The 21,574-nt window shown below is 55.4% G+C and carries 21 protein-coding genes; 7 read left to right on the top strand and 14 right to left on the bottom strand.

The features are described 5' to 3' along the window. Nucleotides 1-286: 286 nt before the first annotated feature. The 4 genes from HZS80_RS01640 to HZS80_RS01625 all read left to right on the top strand — a co-directional run bounded on the left by HZS80_RS01640 (nt 287) and on the right by HZS80_RS01625 (nt 3,738). The gene (locus HZS80_RS01640; protein WP_179914950.1) at nt 287-1,294 is read left to right on the top strand and encodes a TRAP transporter substrate-binding protein; all 1,008 of its coding nucleotides are present in this window, start codon (nt 287-289) and stop codon (nt 1,292-1,294) included. Nucleotides 1,295-1,342: 48 nt separating this feature from the next. Beyond that, complete coding sequence (locus tag HZS80_RS01635) at nt 1,343-1,861, top strand: TRAP transporter small permease (protein ID WP_035581674.1); 519 nt, start codon at nt 1,343-1,345, stop codon at nt 1,859-1,861. A 4-nt stretch (nt 1,862-1,865) separates the two neighbouring features. Then, nucleotides 1,866-3,125, top strand: a complete 1,260-nt coding sequence (locus HZS80_RS01630; protein ID WP_179914949.1) for a TRAP transporter large permease — start codon at nt 1,866-1,868, stop codon at nt 3,123-3,125. Between the two features lie 139 nt (nt 3,126-3,264). After that, nucleotides 3,265-3,738 carry a MarR family winged helix-turn-helix transcriptional regulator gene (locus HZS80_RS01625; RefSeq protein WP_246361647.1) on the top strand — a complete coding sequence of 158 codons (474 nt, stop codon included), beginning with the start codon at nt 3,265-3,267 and terminating at the stop codon, nt 3,736-3,738. Nucleotides 3,739-3,843: 105 nt separating this feature from the next. Here HZS80_RS01625 and pobA read toward each other — a convergent pair whose 3' ends face one another. Beyond that, nucleotides 3,844-5,028 carry a 4-hydroxybenzoate 3-monooxygenase gene (gene pobA / locus HZS80_RS01620; RefSeq protein WP_179914947.1) on the bottom strand — a complete coding sequence of 395 codons (1,185 nt, stop codon included), beginning with the start codon at nt 5,026-5,028 and terminating at the stop codon, nt 3,844-3,846. Between the two features lie 142 nt (nt 5,029-5,170). Here pobA and HZS80_RS01615 point away from each other — a divergent pair, with 142 nt between their 5' ends. Next, the gene (locus tag HZS80_RS01615; protein WP_340162604.1) at nt 5,171-6,088 is read left to right on the top strand and encodes a helix-turn-helix domain-containing protein; all 918 of its coding nucleotides are present in this window, start codon (nt 5,171-5,173) and stop codon (nt 6,086-6,088) included. Here the strand turns inward: HZS80_RS01615 and HZS80_RS01610 are convergent. The 12 genes from HZS80_RS01610 to HZS80_RS01555 all read right to left on the bottom strand — a co-directional run bounded on the left by HZS80_RS01610 (nt 6,081) and on the right by HZS80_RS01555 (nt 19,053). Beyond that, nucleotides 6,081-7,532 (bottom strand): aldehyde dehydrogenase, encoded by a 1,452-nt coding sequence (locus HZS80_RS01610; protein ID WP_179914946.1) that lies wholly within the window; start codon nt 7,530-7,532, stop codon nt 6,081-6,083. The genes HZS80_RS01615 and HZS80_RS01610 overlap by 8 nt on opposite strands. A 65-nt stretch (nt 7,533-7,597) precedes the next feature. Further along, entirely contained in the window at nt 7,598-8,887 is a 1,290-nt protein-coding gene (locus HZS80_RS01605; protein ID WP_039857754.1) for a TRAP transporter large permease, read from the bottom strand. Continuing rightward, nucleotides 8,877-9,404 carry a TRAP transporter small permease gene (locus HZS80_RS01600; RefSeq protein WP_179914945.1) on the bottom strand — a complete coding sequence of 176 codons (528 nt, stop codon included), beginning with the start codon at nt 9,402-9,404 and terminating at the stop codon, nt 8,877-8,879. Before HZS80_RS01600 ends, HZS80_RS01605 begins: the two co-directional genes overlap by 11 nt. A gap of 12 nt (nt 9,405-9,416) precedes the next feature. Continuing rightward, on the bottom strand, nt 9,417-10,442 hold the full coding sequence (locus tag HZS80_RS01595) for a TRAP transporter substrate-binding protein (protein ID WP_179914944.1): 1,026 nt from the start codon (nt 10,440-10,442) through the stop codon (nt 9,417-9,419). A gap of 324 nt (nt 10,443-10,766) precedes the next feature. Beyond that, entirely contained in the window at nt 10,767-11,411 is a 645-nt protein-coding gene (pcaG, locus tag HZS80_RS01590; RefSeq protein ID WP_179914943.1) for a protocatechuate 3,4-dioxygenase subunit alpha, read from the bottom strand. A gap of 15 nt (nt 11,412-11,426) precedes the next feature. Beyond that, the gene (gene pcaH / locus HZS80_RS01585) at nt 11,427-12,149 is read right to left on the bottom strand and encodes a protocatechuate 3,4-dioxygenase subunit beta (protein ID WP_035556096.1); all 723 of its coding nucleotides are present in this window, start codon (nt 12,147-12,149) and stop codon (nt 11,427-11,429) included. 125 nt (nt 12,150-12,274) lie between these two features. Continuing rightward, nucleotides 12,275-13,222 carry a pca operon transcription factor PcaQ gene (pcaQ, locus tag HZS80_RS01580; RefSeq protein ID WP_022521161.1) on the bottom strand — a complete coding sequence of 316 codons (948 nt, stop codon included), beginning with the start codon at nt 13,220-13,222 and terminating at the stop codon, nt 12,275-12,277. Nucleotides 13,223-13,538: 316 nt separating this feature from the next. Beyond that, complete coding sequence (locus HZS80_RS01575) at nt 13,539-14,708, bottom strand: alpha/beta fold hydrolase (RefSeq protein WP_179914942.1); 1,170 nt, start codon at nt 14,706-14,708, stop codon at nt 13,539-13,541. Between the two features lie 11 nt (nt 14,709-14,719). Next, the gene (gene pcaF / locus HZS80_RS01570; protein WP_179915073.1) at nt 14,720-15,922 is read right to left on the bottom strand and encodes a 3-oxoadipyl-CoA thiolase; all 1,203 of its coding nucleotides are present in this window, start codon (nt 15,920-15,922) and stop codon (nt 14,720-14,722) included. A 26-nt stretch (nt 15,923-15,948) separates the two neighbouring features. Beyond that, a complete protein-coding gene (locus tag HZS80_RS01565) occupies nt 15,949-16,722 on the bottom strand; it encodes a CoA-transferase subunit beta (RefSeq protein WP_179914941.1) in 774 nt (257 codons plus the stop codon). Beyond that, nucleotides 16,722-17,555: a CoA transferase subunit A gene (locus HZS80_RS01560; RefSeq protein WP_179914940.1), complete on the bottom strand. Its 834-nt coding sequence runs from the start codon at nt 17,553-17,555 to the stop codon at nt 16,722-16,724. The genes HZS80_RS01565 and HZS80_RS01560 overlap by 1 nt, the downstream gene beginning before the upstream one ends. Before the next feature lie 199 nt (nt 17,556-17,754). Continuing rightward, on the bottom strand, nt 17,755-19,053 hold the full coding sequence (locus tag HZS80_RS01555; protein WP_340162603.1) for a class-II fumarase/aspartase family protein: 1,299 nt from the start codon (nt 19,051-19,053) through the stop codon (nt 17,755-17,757). Between the two features lie 168 nt (nt 19,054-19,221). Here HZS80_RS01555 and HZS80_RS01550 point away from each other — a divergent pair, with 168 nt between their 5' ends. Both HZS80_RS01550 and HZS80_RS01545 read left to right on the top strand, forming a co-directional pair. Further along, the gene (locus tag HZS80_RS01550; protein WP_179914938.1) at nt 19,222-20,172 is read left to right on the top strand and encodes an AEC family transporter; all 951 of its coding nucleotides are present in this window, start codon (nt 19,222-19,224) and stop codon (nt 20,170-20,172) included. A 34-nt stretch (nt 20,173-20,206) separates the two neighbouring features. After that, on the top strand, nt 20,207-20,935 hold the full coding sequence (locus HZS80_RS01545; protein ID WP_179914937.1) for an SDR family NAD(P)-dependent oxidoreductase: 729 nt from the start codon (nt 20,207-20,209) through the stop codon (nt 20,933-20,935). Nucleotides 20,936-20,948: 13 nt separating this feature from the next. Here HZS80_RS01545 and HZS80_RS01540 read toward each other — a convergent pair whose 3' ends face one another. Continuing rightward, nucleotides 20,949-21,563, bottom strand: coding sequence for a CoA transferase (locus tag HZS80_RS01540; protein ID WP_179914936.1), 615 nt, complete (start codon nt 21,561-21,563; stop codon nt 20,949-20,951). Nucleotides 21,564-21,574: the final 11 nt, after the last annotated feature.

The raw sequence follows: 21,574 nt of genomic DNA, 5'->3' as shown, positions 1-21,574 counted from the left end.
TATCTGAAGTGACAATTGATCACCACCAATATTAATCAGTATTGTGATTAATAAAAAAAGGGGCAATTAGACTTTCCTCCAAGGCCATGCGTCCTGTGGCGCAGACTCAGATGACCCCGTGGCTCTGTCTCGGTATCGACTTTCGGGTAATTGATCATTATTGTGATCATCACAATAATGACGCATATTAAAAATCAATCATCCGCATGCCTCGACCTTCTCGATTTGGTCAACACATGGTCAGGCCAGTGCACTCCCCCAGCGACAACTGACAAGAGAGTCAACAATGACAATCGCCTCACACGCTTCGCGCCGCCCTACCCTGAGCATAACGCTGCTCTCGGTTTCTCTGCTCGCCGTTAGCACGCCAATCTTGGCCAAGGAACTCCGCTTAGGCTTGATCACTCCCCCACAGCACATCTGGACACAAACCGCTGAACGATTTGCCGATGAGGTTGCCGAGCGCAGCGACGGTGAAATGGCCATAGCGTTATTTCCTTCTGGCCAAATGGGTGATGAGTCGGCGATGTTTTCGCAAATGGAAACAGGCTTACTCGACATGGGTATTATGACGGCCGCCTTAACTAGCCAACGCGAACCATCGGTAGTCGGTTGGTTTACACCGTTTCTATTTAATAGCGTGGCCCAAGCTGCGGAGGTGGCCAATACCGATGCAGCCCAGCAGATGCTTAAGAATTTAGAAGACAAAGGTCTTCACGCCTTTGGCTACACATTTGCTGGCATGCGCCATATTTTGATGCGTGACGCTCAGATAGAAAGTGCAGCGGATGTTGCTGGCAAAAATATGCGCATTATCCCCTTTTCAGCGATGAACGCTTGGTGGCGAGCGGTCGACGCTCGACCAATGCCGATCAGTTTGCCGGATGTTTATCAAGGTCTACAGAACAGTATGCTAGATGGCGTGGATATCGATCTTGATGCTTTAGTGGGGTCAGGCTTTTACGAAGTGGCCGAACACCTCACGCTGACCAATCACATGGCCTTCCCTGCCGTGTCGGTAATGAGCCAGGCCACGCGCGCCTCGCTCTCTGATGAAGAGCGCCAATTGATAGACGCCGCCATGGAGGATGCGCTGGCTTGGGGGATCGAGGCACAAATAGAGGCAGAAGAGCGTAATCTCACCATGCTCGAAGACCGTATTAATGTGTATACGCTAGAAAGCGCTGAAGACGCTTTCAGCACGGCGAACCAAGCGTTCGCTGAGCGCTTTGGTGACCATCCGCTTATCCAAGCATTCCAGCAACAGTCCACCGAACTCCTTAACGCTGAATAAAACGCGTCGGGGCGCTTCTGCGCCCCGAACCAAAGAGGCGTACCCAAGATGCATTTTCCCCAAGACACCTGGCTAACCAAGGCGAGCCGACAGCTAGCCAGGGTTGAACAGCTGCTCTGCAACGTACTGATAATAGCTTTTAGCGCGTTGCTTATTGCTAATGTTTTCGCACGATACGTACTCAACAGCCCACTTTTTTTTGCCAATGAGCTAGCCGTCTATATTCTGATTTGGATGGCGTTTCTCGCCATCTCTATCGCCATACATAACGACCAGCACGTACGTTTGACCATGCTGATTGCGATACTGCCTAAAGCGGCTCAGCGCGTTTGCTATTGGCTTACCGAGCTGATCTGCCTGGCGATAATGGTTACTGTCCTGTGGTACGCCATCGCTTGGCTGCGGTCACCTTCGATCCACTACGATATCGCTATTACGCTCGATTGGCCCAAGTGGCACTTCTATCTCATCGTGCCGCTTTTCTGCGTCACATCGATTTTTCACCTCGTCGCTAGGCTTTTTGATCGCTCGCGAGCGAGTTTCGTCCTAGCCAACGACGAGGAGTAACCCTATGACGCTTGCGGCTTTTATTGTGTTAATGCTACTTGGAATGCCAATTGCCTTTGTCCTCTTGGCTTCAACACTTACCTTCGTGATCACTTCCGGTAACTACCGTCTATTTGAAAACCTACCCCAGGTTATTTTTGGCTCGCTAGAGGTATTTGATCTGCTGGCGATTCCCTTATTTATCCTGTTGGGCGAAATCATGAATGAGGGTGGTATTACACGTCGCATTATCACCGCCACACGTGCCTGGTTTGCGTGGATTCCTCACAGCATTGCCTATGTATCCCTCACCTCGAACTTGATGCTTGCCTCTATTATGGGTTCAGCGACGGCACAGATCGCTATTATGAGCCGAGTAATGACTCCCGAATTGGAGCGTGATGGTTACGACAAGGGGTTCGCCGCGGCGTTGACGGCAGGTGCTGGCCTGCTGGGGCCGATTATTCCGCCGTCAATGGTGTTTATTATCTATGGCGTCATTGCTCAAGTGTCGATTGGTGCCATGTTCATGGGGGGCATTCTTCCTGGGCTACTGCTGTTTATACTGATCAGCGGCTTGATCACAATCATGGCGCGCCGTGCGCGTAAGAAAGGAAGCGTTGATCAGGAACGCACACCGCTATGGCGTGCGACTCGTGGCGCACTGCTCACACTTAGCATTCCCATCGTCATTGTGGGCGGTATCGCATTTGGCATAGTGACGCCGACTGAGTCTGCGGCGGCTGCGACGCTAATGGCGGTGGTGATAGGCGCCCTCTTCTTTCGAGAGCTTAGGTGGAAGCAATTACCTGGCGTTTTAAGCCGAACAGCACGCAATACCGCCATTGTGCTATTTCTGATTGTCGCTGCAAAAGCCTTTGGCTGGGTACTGGTGTATAACCAGATACCTCAGCAGGTAGCCGGGCTAATGCAAGGCACCACCGAAAGCCCGTTGGTATTTATGCTGCTGGTATTCGTGATGCTGATATTAGTGGGGATGGTGCTTGACGGCATCGCCGCGCTGATCATCCTAGTGCCCATATTGCTCCCAGTGGCGCAGCAAAGTTATGGGATTGATCCCGTCCACTTTGGCATCGTCACCTGTATGACACTAAGCCTGGGACTATTAACGCCCCCGGTGGGCGCAGGGCTCTATGTTGCCTCCGCTATCAGCAACGTTAGCTTGCCTCGCATTACAAAGTGGATCTTTCCGTTCATCCTCGCGGCCTGCCTCGTTATCTTGGCGGTCATCTTTAATCCCTGGCTCGTTAACGTTTTCCGTTAAGCCTAGCCACTACCTCCTGCTTACTATTTATCGACTTGAGGCACTGGCTAGCATCATGCCGGTCAGTGCTCCTATCAAGTGCCTATTACAGAAACTTCTGCTATGGTCACAGCGTATTTTACCCTTTATAAGACTCCACATGACCCGATCACCGCTATCTGAAGCTTTTGACTTACCTGGCAATCTTTTAAGGCGCTGCCACCAAATTAGTGTGGCTATTTTTCTGCGCAAGTGCGAGGCGTTTAACCTTACCCAACTGCAATATATTATCCTTTCTGCGCTTGAAGAGATGGGAGCCAGTGACCAAATCACCTTAGGTGGCTACACGGCTTTAGATCGCAATACCATCGCGGTCGTGGTTCGAAAATTAGAGGAGCGCGGACTCATTACCCGGCACCGTAACCCTGAAGATCGTCGTTCGATGGTGGTGAAGCTAACCAAGGAAGGAGAGGCGTTACGAGAAGCCGTAGAGCCTGCTGTTGAAGAGGTTCAAAGTGATATCCTGGCGCCGCTTAACGCCGAGGAGCAACAGATGCTGCTTTCTCTACTGCAAAAGATCGCTAACGATAATAATCATTTAAGCCGTGTGCCCGTGCGCTTAAACGAAAGATAGCACTGTCAACAACTTCACGAAGTTTCATGGTATTTAAGCAAAAAAGCCCAAGCGATCACTTGGGCAATGAGAACAGAATGAGAGTAAAACGTTAAGTATTAACGGCTACTCAAGCGACTCATAGGGCAAACCGACATAATTTTCGGCGATGGTGGTCATGCCTGCTTTGGAGCTAGTGACGTAGTCCAGCTCGGCCAATTGCATGCGGCTGTTGAAATCTTCCTCATCAGAGAAATTATGCAGCATCGAGGTCATCCACCAGGAGAAACGCTCCGCCTTCCAGATGCGCTTCAAGCACGTTTGCGAGTAGCGCTCGATCAAATCCGTTCGGCCTTCTTCATAGACCTTCACCATTAAACGATAAAGCGTATTCACATCGCTGGCCGCTAGGTTCAGACCTTTAGCGCCGGTGGGCGGTACGATATGCGCCGCATCGCCGACCAGGAACAATCGCCCGTGCTGCATGGGTTCGACCACATAACTACGCAGCGGCGCGATGCTCTTCTCAATAGAAGGCCCAGTCACAAGCTTTGCAGCGACTTCTTCAGGCAAACGGCGCTTGAGCTCTTCCCAAAAGCGCTCATCAGACCAATCTTCTACTTTTTCATCTAACGGCACTTGAAGGTAGTAACGGCTGCGGGTAGCTGAGCGCATGCTGCACAGGCTAAAGCCACGCTCATGGCGTGCATAAATCAGCTCATTGGAGACCGGCGGGGTATCCGAGAGCATGCCCAGCCAGCCAAACGGATACACCTTTTCAAACTCTTTGATGCGGTCTTGAGGAATCGCCTGGCGGGAGACGCCATGATAGCCATCACACCCAGCGATGTAGTCGCAGTCGAGCCTGACCGTTTCACCATTGTGTTCAAAGGTGAGATAGGGGCTGTCACTATCCAGGTCGTGGGGCTGAACGTTTTCTGCTTCATAAAGCGTTGTCGCGCCAGCGGCGGCGCGGGCCTCCATCAGATCCCGCGTCACTTCGGTTTGGCCGTATACCATCACTTTGCTGCCGCCGGTCAGTTCATCCAGTGCGACCCGCACGCGGCGGTTGTCGAACACAAGCTCAAAACCGTCATGGGGTAGGCCTTCTTTATCCATGCGCTGGTCAACACCCGCTTCGCGAAGTAAGTTCACCATGCCCTGCTCAAGGACACCGGCGCGGATACGGCTTAATACATACTCACCGCTACGCCGCTCAACAATCACATTATCAATGCCTTGACGATGCAGCAGCTGTCCCAGCAATAGGCCTGAAGGCCCTGCGCCAATAATCGCGACCTGTGTCTTCATAGGGATGCCTCATCATTGTCATTATCTAAAACTTATGACTTGTATTTTTCAATGAAACACGCCGCATAATAAGGCATGATCTAGATCAATTATTGGACATTTAGCGTTTTATTACCCAACCTTAGTCGTAGAGGAGATATAGATGATGACAGCCTCGTCGGCAACCTCCGTTCCGGTATTTAAGCTCTATGGCGAGACGCAGCACTGGCCCACGCCCGACTTGCTCCACTGTGAGTCCATCCCCGAGCGCAGTCGTCTGCACGACTGGCGTATCCGGCCGCACCGCCATGCCGACCTCGTGCATATTCTGTTTATTTCTCACGGTAGCGTTGAGTTAGAGCTGGAGGGAACAAGCCACCGGCTGCAAAGCGCTAGCGCTATCGTTGTGCCCGCAATGGCTATTCACGGCTTTCTCTTTTCACCGGATGTGGAAGGACACATTATTACTCTGGCCAAGCCGCTGGCCGACCACTTACATGCACTAATGGGTGAGAGCAGTACGCTAAAAAAAGCCGACTTCTACTCTCTACCCCAGGCAAATCAGGCTGAACGAATTGCCACGCTGGTGGCTCAGATCGACCAGGAGTACCGCCAACCCGCCCCCGGACGCAACAGCCTGCTCGAAGCGCTTATCCAAGCCTTGGTGGTAGAGCTATCGCGTCTTAATGCCGCTGGGCATACAGCAAAACGTTATGGCCCCCGCCAAAGTGACAAGGGGCGGCAGCATATAGAGCACTATCAAGCGCTGGTCGAAGCGCACTATCGCGAGCAGCCGAGTATTGAACAGTTAGCCGTGCAGATAGGGGTGAGTAGCGCACACTTAAACCTGCTCTGCCGCCAACTCGCGGGTCGCAGTGCCCTGCAGTTGCTGCATGAACGTCTGCTGCTAGAAGCCAAGCGCCAGCTCACCTATACCAATATGACCATTGGTCAGGTCTCCGACAGCTTAGGCTTCTCTGAACCGGCTTACTTCACGCGCTTTTTTAAGCGTAATACAGCACTTTCGCCGCGTGAATTTCGGCTGCGTCAAACGGTGGCGGTTAACGAGATCACTAAATAGGATAATGCCTTGGCCCTAGCTGCATCGTCATCCAGCGTAACTCTGTGAACTCTTCGATGCCTGCCTTACCGCCAAAGCGTCCGTAGCCGCTGGATTTCACTCCGCCAAAGGGCATTTGCGGTTCATCGTGTACCGTGGGCGCATTGATATGGCAGATACCCGTTTGTAAGCGCCCTGCCACTTTCATGGCGCGTGCGCTATCGCGGCTGAACACCGCCGATGAGAGGCCGTACTCGCTATCGTTGGCGATGCGCACTGCCTCTTCTTCACCATCAACACGGATCACTGCGACGACCGGGCCAAACGACTCTTCGCTATATAGCCGCATAGCACTGGTCACACCATCGATGACCGTGGCCTGCATGACCACGCCCTCGGCTTTGCCACCAGCGGCTAAGTGGGCGCCTTGAGTGACTGCGTCATCGATGAGGCTATTTAGTTTTTCACCTGACTGCGCGTTGATTAACGTGCCGAGCGCGTTGCTTTCATCACGTGGGTCGCCTGCTTTTAGCGCCTGAGCCCGCGCGGCAAACTTCTCCACAAAAGTATCCGCCACTTGGTTATCAACAATAACCCGCTCGGTGGACATGCAGATCTGGCCTTGGTTAAAAAACGCGCCAAAAATCGCCGCATCTACAGCGGCATCAATGTCTGCATCATCCAATACCAAAAACGGTGCCTTGCCACCCAGCTCAAGCAGCACGGGCTTTAAATACTTGGCCGCTTGCTCGGCAATGATTTTTCCAACGCCCGTGGAGCCAGTGAAGTTAATCCGCCGCACAGCAGGATGGGCAATTAACGCGCTTACCACGTCAGCGGCATCTTCAGGCGCGTTGGTAATCACGTTGACGATGCCCTCGCCCAACCCCGCTGCTTGCAGCACTTCACCAATTAAATGGTGTGTCGCTGGGCACTGCTCAGAAGCCTTCAAGATCACGCTATTACCACACGCTAAGGGCGTAGCAATGGCTCGCGTACCCAGAATAATCGGCGCATTCCAGGGCGCAACACCCACGACGACGCCACACGGGATGCGCACGCCCATGGCCATGCTGTCAGGCACGTTAGAGGGGATGATATCGCCCTGGATCTGGGTGGTTAACGCCGCCGCCTCACGCAGCACATCAGCCGCCACTTTAACGTTAAAACCTGCCCAGCCAAGGGTAGCGCCAGTCTCTTCTACCATCCGATCAATGAAATCCGCTTGGCGCTGCTCCATTAGTTCGGCGGCTTTCAGCAGCTTGGCGCGCCGTTCGCCTGGACCCGTTTGTGACCATGCCTCAAACGCCTGGCCTGCGGCGTCAGCGGCCGCGTTAGCGTCACCGACACTTGCTGCCGCAGCAGTGGTCACCACTTCACCGCTTAACGGATTCGCACGGGTAAAGGTGGCTGTATGCTCGGCAGGGGTAGATTGGCCCGCTAATATTAGCTGAGTGGTGAACATGGCATAAGCTCCTGTAGTTGTGGTTGTGATCGCGCTGGCTTGAATAGTGGCAAGCGTACTTGCCGCTAGAGTAGAAACAGCGTGCTTAAAATGGGGAAAGCAATTAATAACGCCAGCCGTATCAGGTCGGAGACGACAAAAGGCGCCACCCCTTTAAATATCTCCCCCAGCCCCACGTGCGGTGCCATCGCTTTAATCACGAACACGTTCATCCCCACCGGCGGGGTCATCAGTCCCAGCTCAACGGTCAGTACGGTCAAAATACCGAACCATACCGGGTCGATACCCATTGCCTGAATAATCGGATAAACCACCGGTACGGTGATTACCAGCATGGCGATGGAGTCCATAAACATACCCAGCACAAAGTAGAGCGCCAGAATGCACAGCACCACGACGATAGGGGTTAGATCCATGCCGTAGAGCAGGTCAGTGATAGAGAACGAAATGCGCGACACCGAGATGAAGTAACCCAGCGTCTCAGCCCCCACCAGCATAAAGAACACCACCGCAGACAGCGCCAACGTCTCTTGTACGCTGTGCCATAGCTGTGCACCGCGCATGCCTTTCACTAGGGCGTAAAGCAGCGTGGCGAACGCCCCGACGCTAGCGCCCTCTGTCGGTGTAAAGGCACCAAAATAGATACCTAAAATCATCACCAGGAAAACGCCAAAGAAGGGCACTAAGCCGGTCAGCGAGAGCAGCTTCTCTTTCCAAGCAGTGGGTTCACCCGCCACGGCAAGGGAAGGACGCAGATACATGACTACCGTAATGGTCAGTGAATACATCACCAGCCCCAGCAGACCGGGAATCAGCCCCGCCATGAACATATCGCCAACGGACTGTTCGGTAAGAATGGCATAGATAAGCAGCGCGATACTGGGCGGTATCATAATACCCAGCGTGCCGCCTGCAGCCAGCGCGCCGGTCGCTAAGCCACGGTTATAGCCATAGCGCTCCATCTCCGGCAGCGCCACCCGGGTCATGGTGCTCGCCGTGGCTAACGAAGAGCCGGAGATAGCGGAGAAGATACCGCAAGAGCCCACGGCCGCAATCGCCAGGCCGCCCTTCCAGCCACCGCAAATAATCCGGGTTGAATCAAACAGCTTCCCGGCCATCCCCGAATGAGCAGCCAGCACACCCATTAAGATAAACATGGGCACGGCGCTGAAGCTGTAGTTGGAAAGTACCTCTACCGGGACGGTTTTTAACTGAGCGACAGCTGCGTCCCAGCTAATGATCTGGGCAAAGCCCACCACCCCCACGATCAGCATCGTGAGAGCAACCGGCACGCGCAGAATCATCAATACCAATAAAAGCCCTAACCCAATGGCACCAATCGCTTCACTCCCCATGAGCTGCCTCCTCACCTGCGGCATAAATCATGCCCAGCAACGCATGAATAAAACTACGCAGCCCGAGCAGCAAGCTGAGCACCGCTGCCAACTGGAAAATGGGGCCCATCGGCAGGCGCAGGTCTTGGGTTATTTCGCCGTGCCGACTGGCCGCTGCGGCCGAATCCAGCAAGCCCACAAATAGAATGAGCCCCAGCGCCATAAAACCGAGGAAAAAGAACCCTTGCAAGCGATTTTTTATCGCTTGCGGCAAGCCGTGAGAGAACGCCTCTACCACCACTTGGCTTTTTTCGACATTCGCCGCCATCGCCGCCAGTAGCGCGAACAGCATCAAATAGCTAACCAACTCCACGCTTCCTGACACGCGCAGAGCAATTGCGCCCTCCGTTACCCGGGAAAGATAGCGTGTGCTGACATCAGCAATGGTAACCGCCAGCAGGCCAATCAAAGCGACCCCGGCCACCAAGCGACAAATGAGGGCCAGCCAGTGGCTGGCCCTGTAGAGAGTAGACTTCATAAAACCTTACCCCTATTGGGTACCACAAGACTCACTGGCTGCCAGTGCTGCTTGATATACATCTCGAGCCTGATCCAGACCGCGCTCTTCCAACTGCGTTAGGTAGTTCTCAATGCCTGTTTCTAGCGGTTCCTGCCAGTCAGGATGCTCTAGCGGATTGGCGATTTCACGAATGGTATGGCCAGCGTCGGCCGCCTCTTGTTTACCTTCCACATCTAGGCGATCAAACACCGCACCGGCGTTTTCAGCCCATTTCATGCCTGAGTTATTATCGATCACCGCCTGCTGTTCGGGCGTCAAATTATCGTACGAACGCTGATTCATGGTGGCGACAAAGATCAAAGTGTAAAACGGTACTTCGGTGTGGTAGCTCACCAACTCGTTAATGCGGAAGCCTTTTAAACCTTCCCAAGGAAAGCTCAAGCCATCAATCACGCCGCGCTGCATGGAGGTATAGATGTCTGGCGCTGGCATACCCACCGGGCTTGCACCCATATTTTCCAGCATCTCACCCGCCACAGCGGTGGGGCGGCGTATACGCAGCCCTTCCAGGTCGGCAGGCGTTTGCACATCGGTGTCGATGGTGTGGATGCCACCGGGGCCCGTGGTAAACATAAACAGCGGGCGGGTGTCTGCGTATTCGCTGTCCAAATGGCCGTCATCATAGAGCGTTTGCAGTACGCAAGCACCTTGCGTTGCCGTACTCGCTACCCCAGGTAGTTCAACGATCTGTGAGAGGGGGAAGCGACCGGCAGTATAGCCCTGGGCGGTGGCGCCAATATCGGCTATACCGTTGGCAGCGGCTTCATAAATGGAATCCGGTTTGGCTAGGGTACCGGCGGGAAACATTTGAATGGTTAGATCGCCATTGGATTCTTCGGCGATCGTATCGGCCCATGCCTGCAAAACATCCTCATTAACGCCTGAAGGGCCAGGCCAAAAGTGGGCCATACGCAGCGTAGTTTCTGCCTGGGCAGAGCTAACGGCAAGGCCAGCAATCGCTGCCGCCAACACACAACGGGATAGGGACATTTTCATAGGAACCTCCAGGACTTTCTTGGATTATTGTAAGTTCGTATAGCGAATACTAGTTCGCTTTAAGCATTCACATTAATTCACTATGAGGCGTAGGGCTAATCGACATTCGTCTATGTTCAGGCTATGTCGCCCGGTCTTTTCAGCTTCCTGCCTCGCATCACCAGTGTTGCTGCTTTCACGCCGTCTCCAAAAGGTACAATGACGGGTAAAAGTTGGATTTTTACAAGATCAATGCCCGACCAAGGTCGAACCCAAACAAAAAAAGCGCTGCTTACGGATAAGCAACGCTTTTCAGTTTTATTTACAAACTTTGCAGACGAGGGGCTAGAAATCAAAAAATACCGTCTCGCCTTCGCCTTGCAGGCGGATATCCAAGCGATAACGCACTTTGCCATCAGCTTCTTCCCGCTTGGCGATCAAGGTTTGCCGACGCGCCGGAGACTCGATACGTGATAGCACCGGGCACTGCGCATTCGCTTCAGCCTCATCATCAAAATAGAGCCGCGTTTGCAGGTGGATGTTCACTCCACGGGCAAACAGCGTCAGGTTAATATGCGGTGCCATTAACTGCCCGCTAGGGTGCTCCACCGCGCCGGGCTTGATGGTGGTTAACGACCACTCGCTACCATGATCAAAGGTGGTGGCGGTACGCCCAAAGCTGTTGAACGGCTTGCTGAGGTCGTAATCGGCTTGATAGTGGCCGTTGGCATCAGCTTGCCACGCCTCGACAAACGTATCGCGCACCAGATCACCGTTGCCGTCGATGACGGTACCGACCACTTCGATATGCTCACCCTCAGCATTGGGTTTGGCCATCTCGTTCCAGATCTCTTCCTCACGGACGGGGTTGCCTGCCGCTGCGAGTGCAAGACCAATATGCACGTAGGGGCCAGCGGTTTGCGAGGCAGTTTCACGCAGCATCAGCGCGCTGGTCGGCTGGCTGTTGGGCTGAATAGAAGGCTGTTTCATGATGTATCCTCGCCCTTATTGGTTTTCAAAGTAGGTTTGCAGCTCGCCGCGCACCACAATGTCAAAGCGATAGGCTAGGCAATCCATTGGCTTGCTGTGGGCCATATCCAACCGTCCGATCATAGTTTCAACGGCGTCAGGGTCCTTCAGCGTATGCACAATCGGGCAGAGAGGAATCAGCGGATCGCCCTCAAAATACATCTGGGTAATCAACCGAGTAGAGATTGAAGGGCCGGTGACTGATACGTGGATATGCGCGGGTCGCCAGCTATTCATGTCGTTGGGCCATGGGTAAGGACCAGGCTTGATGGTACGGAAACGGTAAAAGCCTTGGTCATCGGTCAAACAGCGACCTACACCGCCAAAGTTAGGATCCAGCGGTGCCAGATACTTATCGTTTTTGTGGCGGTAGCGACCACCGGCATTGGCCTGCCACATTTCCACCAGCGTGTGCGGTACTGGCTTACTGAACTGGTCGACAACTCGGCCAAACATGATGATCCGTTCACCTTGCGGCAACCCCTGACCTTGGCTGAAATTCATCAGTAGGTCGTTGTCATGCGGCCCCATGCGCAGATGACTAAAATTGGGACCAGTCAACTCAGATACGGTCGGCTGCTGCATGCTCACTAGCGCTTGCTGCGGCGAGCGTGCCACCGAAGTTTTGTAGCCCGGCGCGTAGGCAGGCGGGTGCCAGTTGCGGTCACGGGTCACAAAGCGGTTATGATTATTTTGCATGGCAAAATGCTCTTTATGGCTACAGGGGCAGAGGGGCATTGCCCCTTTACGCTTTTACTCGCAAAGTGTGACCTGCGGCTCAGCCCTTGCCAATTGAAGAGTCATCTTCGCCCATAACTCATAGGTTATGGCTTTTGCGACCTTGGTTGAATGCGCTCAGCTGCCACCTGGCGTAGGGTTTCGCAAAACGCTTCACGGGGCAGCGACGTTTCCATGCTCGCATTCGTACAAATGCCCACCGAACCACCATGGGCTTCAAACGGCAGCGCGACCTTCACCAACTGACCTTTTTCCAATTCTTCGGCCACCGCTTCCCGGGGGGCTATCCAGAGCGCATCACTCTCCAGAGTGTAGCGATAGCTAACGGGCAGCGAGAGAGTTTCCAGCAGCCGCGGCGGCAGCTTAATGGCATGGCGCACGCAGAAACTGTCCACCTGCTGTCGTAGCGTGGTCTGCGGCGGCGGTAGCGCCCAGGGATAGGCAACCAGTTGATCCGCCGTGACCGGCGTGACGTGGGCAAGCGGGTGCTCTTTTCGCGCGACGATAACCAAAGGCTCATAATAGAGGTGTTCAAAGTAGAGGTCGCCAATCTCTCGCGCCTCGGTCATCCGCCCAACCACCATATCCAGCTCGCCCAGGCGCAGGCGCGACAGTAAATAGGCGCTGGCCCCGGTCACCACGGATACACTGGTATCGCCCTGGCCCGGCGGCGCGGCGGTATGCCAGCGCTGTATCGCCACTGGCAGCAGGCGGCTCTCAACAGTGGAAAGCGCCCCGACGCGCAGCCAACGTCCGCCCCGGTGGGCATCGCCAATAGCGCTGACGCCTTCATCCAGCGCCCGTATGGCAGGGCCTGCATGTCGGAGCAGCGTCAACCCCGCTTGGGTAAGCGACACGCCTTGCGACGTGCGTTCGAAAAGCGGCGCTTCAAGAATCTCCTCAAGCTCGCGTATTGCCTTGGAAATGCCCGGTTGAGTAATCGCCAGCGCCTCGGCAGCACGCGCAAAGCTGCGCCGCTTGGCCACTTCGAGAAACGCCATCAAGTGACGTAGTTTGATTCGAGCGTTCAGCATGGCGTTCTATATCAGCGAAAAAAGATGCCCTACTTTCGCCGATTAGCGCAAACAATGACAACGCTAAATTGACGCGAGCGCGGTAAGCCATGTGTCAGCCTGCACGCAGCTGGATATAACCAAGCTGCAAGCAAGGAGTAGCTCTTTTGCGATGGGCGTTTCATCACTTAACCCTCTTGTTGTCTTTGTTGAGGGATACAGCACCATCACACTGCTTTTGGCTATGCCGAGGTGTTGGCACTTCGATCAGCAATGGCTCACTCACTTTGCAAATGCATTGTTCTTAAAAAAAACAACCGTTCATGGATCCACTAATCTACTCACCCCAGCCCGACTCCTTAGCGAGGGCAAAGGCGTGATTGGCGGCCGGAACGCCACCGTAAATCGCCACGTGCATCAGCACTTGGCGCAGCTCGGCTTCCGTTAGGCCAATACGCTTGGCGGTTTTTAAATGTAGCGTTAACTCTTCACGGCCGAGGGCGGCGAGAATCCCGGTGGTGATCATGCTGCGCTCGCGCCGGGTTAGGTCGTTGTTGCTCCACAGCTCACCCCAGGCCAGCCGGGTAATCATCTGCTGGAAGGGGGCATCCAGGCTATTGGCGTTGGCGGTCGAGCGCGCCACATGCTCTTCTCCCAATACCTGCTTGCGGGTCTCAAGACCAGTGGCGTACGCCACGCCGTGGTTCGCCACATCGCCTAAATCAGTGGCAAGCACCGCGAGGAGCTTTTGCGCAATTAGCCCTGGGGCTTCTACCGCAGGCACATGGCCCACGCCGTCAAAAATCTCCAGCGGAGCGCCATCGAGCTCCGCAGCGAGGGCTTCCAACGCTGCAGGCGGCGTGGCCATATCTTCACTGCCGCCGAACAGCTGCACCTTCGTGTTCTTACCGGACAGTTTGCCGGTAAAGGTATCGCGGCCAAGCATTTCGCACAGCTGAGCGTAGGACTCATCATCGCCACGGCCCATTTGCACGCACCAGCCTGCTTTCAGTGCGGGGCTTGCCTCAAACGCCGCCGGGGCAAACCAGCGGGGCACGATCTCTTCAGACATCGCCGCCAAGCCTTCCTGCCGCACGCGGCCTGCACGGGTATTCCATAAGTCCGGATTGCCAATCACTGCGCCGGTGTTGGTCAGCGTCGCAGTAAGCAGGCGGTCAGGGTGCGCCGCAATCAACTGCTGGCCGACCACGCCACCAATTGAGGTGCCGGCGAAGTGAAAGCGCTCAGCGCCAGCAATATCTGCCAGCGCCAACGCTTCAGTGGCCAGGTCAGCGGGCGTAACCTGCTCACCGCTGACCGCTTGGCTTGCGCCGTGGCCGGGTAGATCCCAGGTCAGCACTCGGTAGCGGGGCAGCAGCGCGGGGATCACGTCGTCCCATACCGCTTGGCTCATGCCCAGCGGATGCGCCAGCACGATAAGTGGATTCACTTCCGAGCCGAGCAATCGGTAAGCGACGCTGCGGCCATTGATGCTATGAAATGCCATGATGGTCTCCGTTAAACGCGTTCAATCAGCGTGGCGATACCCTGCCCCACACCTACACACATGGTACACAGTGCGTAGCGCTTGCCGCTGTTTTGCAACTCATGGGCGGCGGTCAGCAACAGGCGGGCACCGGACATACCCAGCGGGTGCCCCAGCGCAATCGCGCCGCCGTTCGGGTTGACGCGTGGGTCGTCGTCGGCCAGGCCGAGGTCGCGCATACACGCTAACGCTTGGGCGGCAAATGCCTCGTTGAACTCAAACACATCAATATCGTCCATGGCGATACCGGTGCGCTTGAGTAGTTTCTGCACTGCCGGTACCGGCCCGTAGCCCATAATGCGCGGCTCGACGCCTGCCGTGGCCATACCAATAATTTTCGCCATCGGCTTAAGACCGTGCTGTTTGACCGCCGCTTCGCTGGCCACCAGCATGGCTGCCGCGCCGTCGTTGACACCGGAGGCGTTACCCGCCGTGACGCTGCCACCTTCACGAAAAGGCGTCGGTAGGCCTGCGAGCTTCTCCAGCGTGGTTTCCCGCAGATGCTCGTCCTGGTCAAAGATCAGCGGCGCCTGCTTGCGGCGCGGGATCTCGATGGCGGTGATTTCCTGGGCAAAGCGCCCGGCCTTTTGGGCGGCAGCGGCCTTCTGCTGAGAGCGCAGGGCAAAGGCGTCCTGGTCTTCGCGAGAGATATTGAACTGCTCGGCGACGTTCTCTGCGGTCTCCGGCATGGAATCGACCCCAAACGCTTTCTTCATCAGCGGGTTGATCAGGCGCCAGCCAATGGTGGTGTCTTCGAGTTTTTGACTACGGGCGAAGGCGCTATCGGCCTTGCCCATCACGTAGGGCGCGCGAGACATGGACTCCACGCCGCCGGCCAACGCCAGCTCCATTTCACCCGCTTTAATGGCGCGAAACGCGGTACCCACCGCGTCCATACCCGAGCCGCACAGGCGGTTCATGGTCGTGCCGGGTACCGAAGTGGGAATGCCCGCCAGCAGCGACGACATGCGCGCCACGTTACGGTTATCTTCCCCGGCCTGATTAGCACAGCCCATGAAGACTTCTTCAATGGCGGCTGGGTCGAGATCCGGCGCTTCTGCCAATACGGCTTTAAAAATCGTCGCGGCAAAATCATCCGGGCGCACGCTGGCCAGGGTGCCGCCAAAACGTCCCACAGCGGTGCGGCGGGGATGACATAGAAAGACGTCTTGCATAACAACATCGCTCATAAATAGCTCCTTTATGCGTCCGCGTGGGCCCGTTCGGTGCGCGCTTTGAGCTCACGCAAAATCGTCAGCTCGTTTTCACTGGGCTCTGGAGTGCTTTCGAGCTGTTCGGCAAAGTGAATCTCCCAGCCGGTTGCGTCGATGACGTCTTCGCGACTCACACCTGGGTGCAGTGACACCACTACCAGCTCTTTGCTGTCCGGGTCGGGCTTCATCACGCACAGGTCAGTGATGACCCGAGTAGGACCCTTGCCGATATTGGGCACGTTATCGCGCCCTTTGCCGTCGCGGCCAAAGCCAAGGGTGGTGACAAAGTCGACAGCTTTCACAAAGGCACGCTTGGAGTGTTTCAGGGTGATGAAGACTTCACCAGCGTTAGTGGCAATTTCCGGCGCACCGCCGCCGCCCGGCAGACGCACCTTGGGCGCTTTGTAATCACCGATCAGCGTAGTGTTAAGGTTAGCAAAGCGGTCGATTTGCGCGGTACCTAAAAAGCCCACGTCGACTTTGCCGCCCTGGAGCCAATAGCGGAACATCTCCGGCACCGCCACGGTGGTCAGCGCCGATTCGCACAGCTCACCATCGCCAATAGATAACGGCAGAATATCAGGCTTGGTCTGCAGCGTGCCGGATTCGTAAATCAGCACTACATCGGGGGCGTGGGTCAGCCGTGCCAGGTTGGCAGCTTCCGAGGGCAGCCCGATACCCACAAAACAGGTCATGCCGTTTTCCAAAGCCCGTGCGGCGGTCACCGACATCATTTCAGAAGAGGTATATTCGAGACTCATCAGCTGTTCTCCCCTGCATGATTTTGGGCAGCATTAAAAACGTTGTCGTCGAGCCACTGGGTAAAGGTGTCGCGATCCCGAGCGATGGCATCCCACTCTTTATAGAAGCGGTTGCTGCGGCCGTAATAGCCGTGGGTGTAGGAGGGCAGCGCGCCTTTCTCGGCCACCGCAATGGCGCTGATGGCCCAGCTGGGAATCACGCAGGCGTTGGGGTGGGCGTTGAGGTCATCGACGACCTCCTCCACCGTGACGATACTGTGCTTGGCCGCCAGTACCGCCTCTTTCTGCACACCCACGATACCCTCTACCAGCACATTACCCTGACGATCCGCCCGTTGGGCGTGGATAATTGAGACGTCCGGACGCACCGACGGTACAGCCGCCAGACGCTCGCCGGTAAACGGGCACTCGATGAATTTGATTTGGTCGTTGACGCTGGGTAGCTCGCTACCGATGTAGCCGCGAAATACCGCCATCGGTAATCCCGCCGCACCTGCCTCAAAGGCGCAGGCCATGGCGGCATGGCTATGCTCAAGAATCTCGATCTTGCACGGCCAGCCTTTCTCAACCGCATCACGCAGGCGGTGTAGCGATCCCACACCAGGGTTACCACCCCATGAGAAGATCACTTTTTTAGCACAACCCGCGCCAATCATCTGATCATAGATGATATCGGGGGTCATGCGGATCAGCGTCAGGTCACGTTTTTTCTGACGGATCACTTCGTGACCGGCAGCAAACGGAATCAGGTGGGTAAAGCCTTCCATGGCCACGGTGGCGCCGTCTTGGACGTAGCGCGCTACCGCGTCATGCAAGCTGAGAAACTCGGCCATGATGGGTGCCTCTTAGCGGGTCGTTGGCGTATTTGTTAGTGAACTGCAGCATATTGTTCGTTGAGCGAACATAGATCCTCTATACGAACAATCTACTGCTGAACATTCATTGGGTCAAACCCAACGGCGCCCGCCTAACGACCGGCTGAATTCATCACCCATGTCACAGAAGAACTTAACGCTTTGTTTTTAAATACGCTTATTGGGCTTCTAGCCATTTTCTGGCACGTATGACCTGGGCAGCGCTGCTACCAAGGTATAAAGCGGGATCGCAGGCATTACGCAGTGCCTCGGGGTCAATAATCTCTTTTACGTCAGGATGGGTTAAGAGCACTTCTGCATAAGCGCGTGCTTCCCGGCGTGAGGTTTCTGCTGCTTCTGCGCTAACAGCCTTGGCTCTGTCCGTGCCTAGCGTAGGCGCCAGTAAACGTGCGACGGGCTCCGCCATAATGCCGCCGCCGGTGGCCGACAGATTGCGCCACATATTGTCGGGGTACACCTCGAGCCCCTCCAGCAGCACGGCCACTTGCTCTAGCGCACCCTCTACCAGCAGAGCGCTTTCCATCAGTGGCGCCCACTCCGCGTGCCACTCGCCCAATCCACGTTCAAGGGGTTGGGCGGCAGCGTTGATCAACACGCTTGTGTGACCATGCACTTGTCGCGCTGCGCCGCGAATCAGCGCGCTGCGTACAGGGTTACGCTTATGGGGCATGGAGGACGACTCCCCCATCCCGGGTGCCGAAGGTTCCGCGACTTCGCCGACCTCGGTTTGAGTGAGCAGCGACACATCCAGGGCGATTTTTTCAGCGGCTCCGGCAACAGCATCTAACGCCGTGCCGAGGGCATGAATCGGGTAGCGGTCGGTATGCCAGGGCAGCACCGGCACCGACAAGCCTAAACGCTCGGCTAGCGCGTCCATCCACTCAAGCCCGAGGTTATCCCAACCCGAGTGCACGCCCACCGCGCCACCAAACTGAACGGGTAGCTCAACAGCGCTTAAACGGCGGCGCGCCTGCTCCAGGCCAATTGCCCAGTGAGCCACCTTTACTCCAAAGGTGATCGGCAGCGCCTGTTGCATTAAGGTGCGCCCTACCATGGGCGTGTCGATATGAGTAACCATCAGGGCTGTCGCCGCCGAACGGCAGCGCAGCAGTAATTCATTCAGCGCCACTAAGCGCGGTTTAAGCAGCAGCATCAGCGCTGTGTCGACCACATCCTGGCTGGTCGCGCCTTGGTGCCAGTAGCGCTTGAGGTCATCGGCAAGTAGCGCACGGCTCTGTTTAACGAAGGGAATCGCTACATTGCCACCGCTGGCGATGCCCTCGGCGATCTCAGCAACAGGAAAGTGGGCGTGCTCAAGCTGCTCACGCATTTGCTGGCTAACCCCGGCAGGCACGGCACCACTGGCTTCTTGAACCTCTGCCAACGCTAGTTCAAAGGCCAGCATGGCACGCACCATAGCCTCATCGTCACACTCAGCTAATGCGTGCTGACTCATAAACGGATGCTTTAAAAAAGCAGCGGGCATAAATAAACCTCGTTAATGGAAGCAATGGCGGTACCACACTGAACAAACGTACAATTGTTCGTGATTCGAACGCCATGCTAAATTGGTCTGATATGCGGGCTATGTTTACTTTACCATCACCGACAAGACAGAGACTTTATGCTCGCTATTCTTGCCATTACTACCCCTATTTTTCTGTTGATCAGCACGGGTTATATCGCTAGGTGGAGCAGGCTTATACAACGCGAACAGATGCAAGGTGTTAGCCTTTTTGTCCTGTATTTCGCACTTCCTGCGCTGGTTATTAGAGCGTTAACCCAGCACCCTTTAGAGGAAATACTGCAAATCAACTATTTGGTGGCCTATGGATTGGGCTCATTAGTGGTATTTGGAGGGGGGCTGCTGCTCACCCTGAAGTATCAGCGTCAACCCCTCAACGCCAGCGCTATGCAGGCGCTGGGTATGGCAGCGGCCAACAGTGGCTTTGTAGGTTACCCCGTCGCCGTTATGGTGATTGGCTCGCCTGCTGCGGTGCTTTTGGCGCTGAACATGGTCATTGAAACGCTGATTATTATTCCCGCTGCACTCATCTTGGCTGAAATGGCTTCTCAGCAAGGGGTCAGCGTATGGAAAACCGTTAAGCAGACTGCCCTAAGCCTGGCCAAAAACCCTGTTCTTGTGGGCTTACTCATCGGTATTTTCTTAGCCGTCACAGGGTTACAGATTCCTGTTCCGCTGTTTAAAGCCATTGATATGCTGGCCAATGCCGCTGGTCCAGCGGCTCTCTTTGTCATCGGCGGCGCGCTGTTTGGCCTGCAGGTAAAAGGTATGGCCAAAGACGTTGGGCAAATTGTGATCGGTAAACTGATCATTCACCCGCTCGTCATCTTAATCGCATTTTTCATTATCCCCGGCATTGATCCTCTCTACATGGTGGGTGCCGTGCTCTTCTCCGCCGCACCGATGATTAGTATTTACCCACTACTGGGGCAGCGCTATGGCTTAGGCGGTGTAAGTGCTGCCACGATGCTGGTGGCAACAGTGGCCTCCTTCTTCACGCTTAGCCTGATCATCTGGTTAATGACCCTGTCAGGGCTAATGGCGTTTTAAAAAAACAGTTTTATCGCGAACAAGGATAACAACAATGAGCCAACCGACTTCTCAACTTCACTGCGCCGTCGTGACCGGCGGGGCAAGAAATATCGGCCAAGCTATTGCCTTACGTCTTCAGCAGGATGGCTATCAAGTCATTGTGGTGGATATCGTCGAGCCCGAAGCGAAATCTTTGCAAGCAGATGCGCGCCAGGTCGATCTTGCCGATGCCGACGCCACCCAGCGGGTAATGACGGAAATCGCCGAGCACTATACGGTGACCCGGTTGGTCAATAACGTAGGCATTGTTGCCCCTGCGCTGATCGAAGAAGCGCGGCTTGAGGACTTCGACAAGTTAATGCATTTGAACGTACGTTCGGCATTGGTCTGCACCCAGGCGCTGCTACCTGCTATGAAGGCAAATGGCATGGGCCGCATCGTACTGAATACTAGCCGTGTGGTGCTGGGCAAAGAGGCACGCACCATCTATAGCGCTACTAAAGGCGCGCTGCAATCCATGGCGCGGACATGGGCACTGGAGCTGGCTGAACACGGCATCACGGTCAACTGCGTTGCCCCTGGGCCTATCGCCACCAGCGCCTTCTGGCAGAACAACCCGCCCGATTCCGAACGCGCTCGGCGCATCATCGATAATATCCCGCTACAGCGCATGGGTCAGCCTGAAGACGTGGCCCAAGCCGTCAGTTTCTTCTGCGACGAACGCAGCGGCTTTATCACTGGTCAGACCCTTTTCGTGTGCGGCGGTGTAACGGTCGGCTAGGCAAACCAACAGCTTATTTCACTACGCCCTTTTGGCGTAAGGCGCTAATTTCCCCAGCGCCTTTGTGCAATAAGCGCTCCAACACGCTATCGGTATCTTCACCCAGTCGCGGTGGTGGTTTGTGATACTCCAGCGGAGTTCTGGAGTATTTGATCGGATTGGCCACGCCAGGCACTGCGCCAGTGTTGGTTTCCAGCTCAATTTGCATGTTTCGCGCTTGAACCTGGGGGTCAGCAAAGACCTGGGCAATATTCTGGATCGGCCCGCAGGGCACACTAATGGCGCCCAGCATCTCTATCCATTCATGGCTGGTACGACTCTGGGTAATCTGCACCATAAGCGGAATCAACTCGAGTCGATGTTTGACCCGCTCGGGGTTGGTGCTGAAACGGGGATCAACGGCTAGCTCGGGCCGCCCCACTGCTTCACAGAAACGCTTGAACTGACCATCGTTGCCCTCTTTATCTTTTAACCAGAAAGGCACCCAATGGCGCGTATCGTCACCCAGCAGCGGGTGCTCAATTTTAATCACTTCGGCGCCCATATCGGCCAGTATCTGCGTACACCAGGGGCCAGCCATTACACGGCTTAAATCCAGTACCCGCAGCCCTGTCAGTGGTCCCGCCATTGCACTTCTCG

This window comes from Vreelandella glaciei (assembly GCF_013415125.1).
GTDB lineage: Bacteria > Pseudomonadota > Gammaproteobacteria > Pseudomonadales > Halomonadaceae > Vreelandella > Vreelandella glaciei.
This window is presented reverse-complemented; position numbering and strand designations above follow the sequence as displayed.

Excerpts from the sequence above, each read along its gene's own strand:
- HZS80_RS01630 (WP_179914949.1), top strand. The coding sequence starts at position 1,866 with ATGACGCTTGCGGCTTTTATTGTGTTAATGCTACTTGGAATGCCAATT.
- HZS80_RS01605 (WP_039857754.1), bottom strand. The coding sequence starts at position 8,887 with ATGGGGAGTGAAGCGATTGGTGCCATTGGGTTAGGGCTTTTATTGGTA.
- HZS80_RS01550 (WP_179914938.1), top strand. The coding sequence starts at position 19,222 with ATGCTCGCTATTCTTGCCATTACTACCCCTATTTTTCTGTTGATCAGC.
- pcaF (WP_179915073.1), bottom strand. The coding sequence starts at position 15,922 with ATGCAAGACGTCTTTCTATGTCATCCCCGCCGCACCGCTGTGGGACGT.
- pcaQ (WP_022521161.1), bottom strand. The coding sequence starts at position 13,222 with ATGCTGAACGCTCGAATCAAACTACGTCACTTGATGGCGTTTCTCGAA.
- HZS80_RS01600 (WP_179914945.1), bottom strand. The coding sequence starts at position 9,404 with ATGAAGTCTACTCTCTACAGGGCCAGCCACTGGCTGGCCCTCATTTGT.
- HZS80_RS01565 (WP_179914941.1), bottom strand. The coding sequence starts at position 16,722 with ATGAGTCTCGAATATACCTCTTCTGAAATGATGTCGGTGACCGCCGCA.
- HZS80_RS01595 (WP_179914944.1), bottom strand. The coding sequence starts at position 10,442 with ATGAAAATGTCCCTATCCCGTTGTGTGTTGGCGGCAGCGATTGCTGGC.
- HZS80_RS01540 (WP_179914936.1), bottom strand. The coding sequence starts at position 21,563 with ATGGCGGGACCACTGACAGGGCTGCGGGTACTGGATTTAAGCCGTGTA.
- HZS80_RS01610 (WP_179914946.1), bottom strand. The coding sequence starts at position 7,532 with ATGTTCACCACTCAGCTAATATTAGCGGGCCAATCTACCCCTGCCGAG.
- HZS80_RS01545 (WP_179914937.1), top strand. The coding sequence starts at position 20,207 with ATGAGCCAACCGACTTCTCAACTTCACTGCGCCGTCGTGACCGGCGGG.
- HZS80_RS01615 (WP_340162604.1), top strand. The coding sequence starts at position 5,171 with ATGATGACAGCCTCGTCGGCAACCTCCGTTCCGGTATTTAAGCTCTAT.
- HZS80_RS01555 (WP_340162603.1), bottom strand. The coding sequence starts at position 19,053 with ATGAGTCAGCACGCATTAGCTGAGTGTGACGATGAGGCTATGGTGCGT.
- HZS80_RS01635 (WP_035581674.1), top strand. The coding sequence starts at position 1,343 with ATGCATTTTCCCCAAGACACCTGGCTAACCAAGGCGAGCCGACAGCTA.
- HZS80_RS01575 (WP_179914942.1), bottom strand. The coding sequence starts at position 14,708 with ATGGCATTTCATAGCATCAATGGCCGCAGCGTCGCTTACCGATTGCTC.
- HZS80_RS01625 (WP_246361647.1), top strand. The coding sequence starts at position 3,265 with ATGACCCGATCACCGCTATCTGAAGCTTTTGACTTACCTGGCAATCTT.
- pcaH (WP_035556096.1), bottom strand. The coding sequence starts at position 12,149 with ATGCAAAATAATCATAACCGCTTTGTGACCCGTGACCGCAACTGGCAC.
- HZS80_RS01560 (WP_179914940.1), bottom strand. The coding sequence starts at position 17,555 with ATGGCCGAGTTTCTCAGCTTGCATGACGCGGTAGCGCGCTACGTCCAA.
- pcaG (WP_179914943.1), bottom strand. The coding sequence starts at position 11,411 with ATGAAACAGCCTTCTATTCAGCCCAACAGCCAGCCGACCAGCGCGCTG.
- HZS80_RS01640 (WP_179914950.1), top strand. The coding sequence starts at position 287 with ATGACAATCGCCTCACACGCTTCGCGCCGCCCTACCCTGAGCATAACG.
- pobA (WP_179914947.1), bottom strand. The coding sequence starts at position 5,028 with ATGAAGACACAGGTCGCGATTATTGGCGCAGGGCCTTCAGGCCTATTG.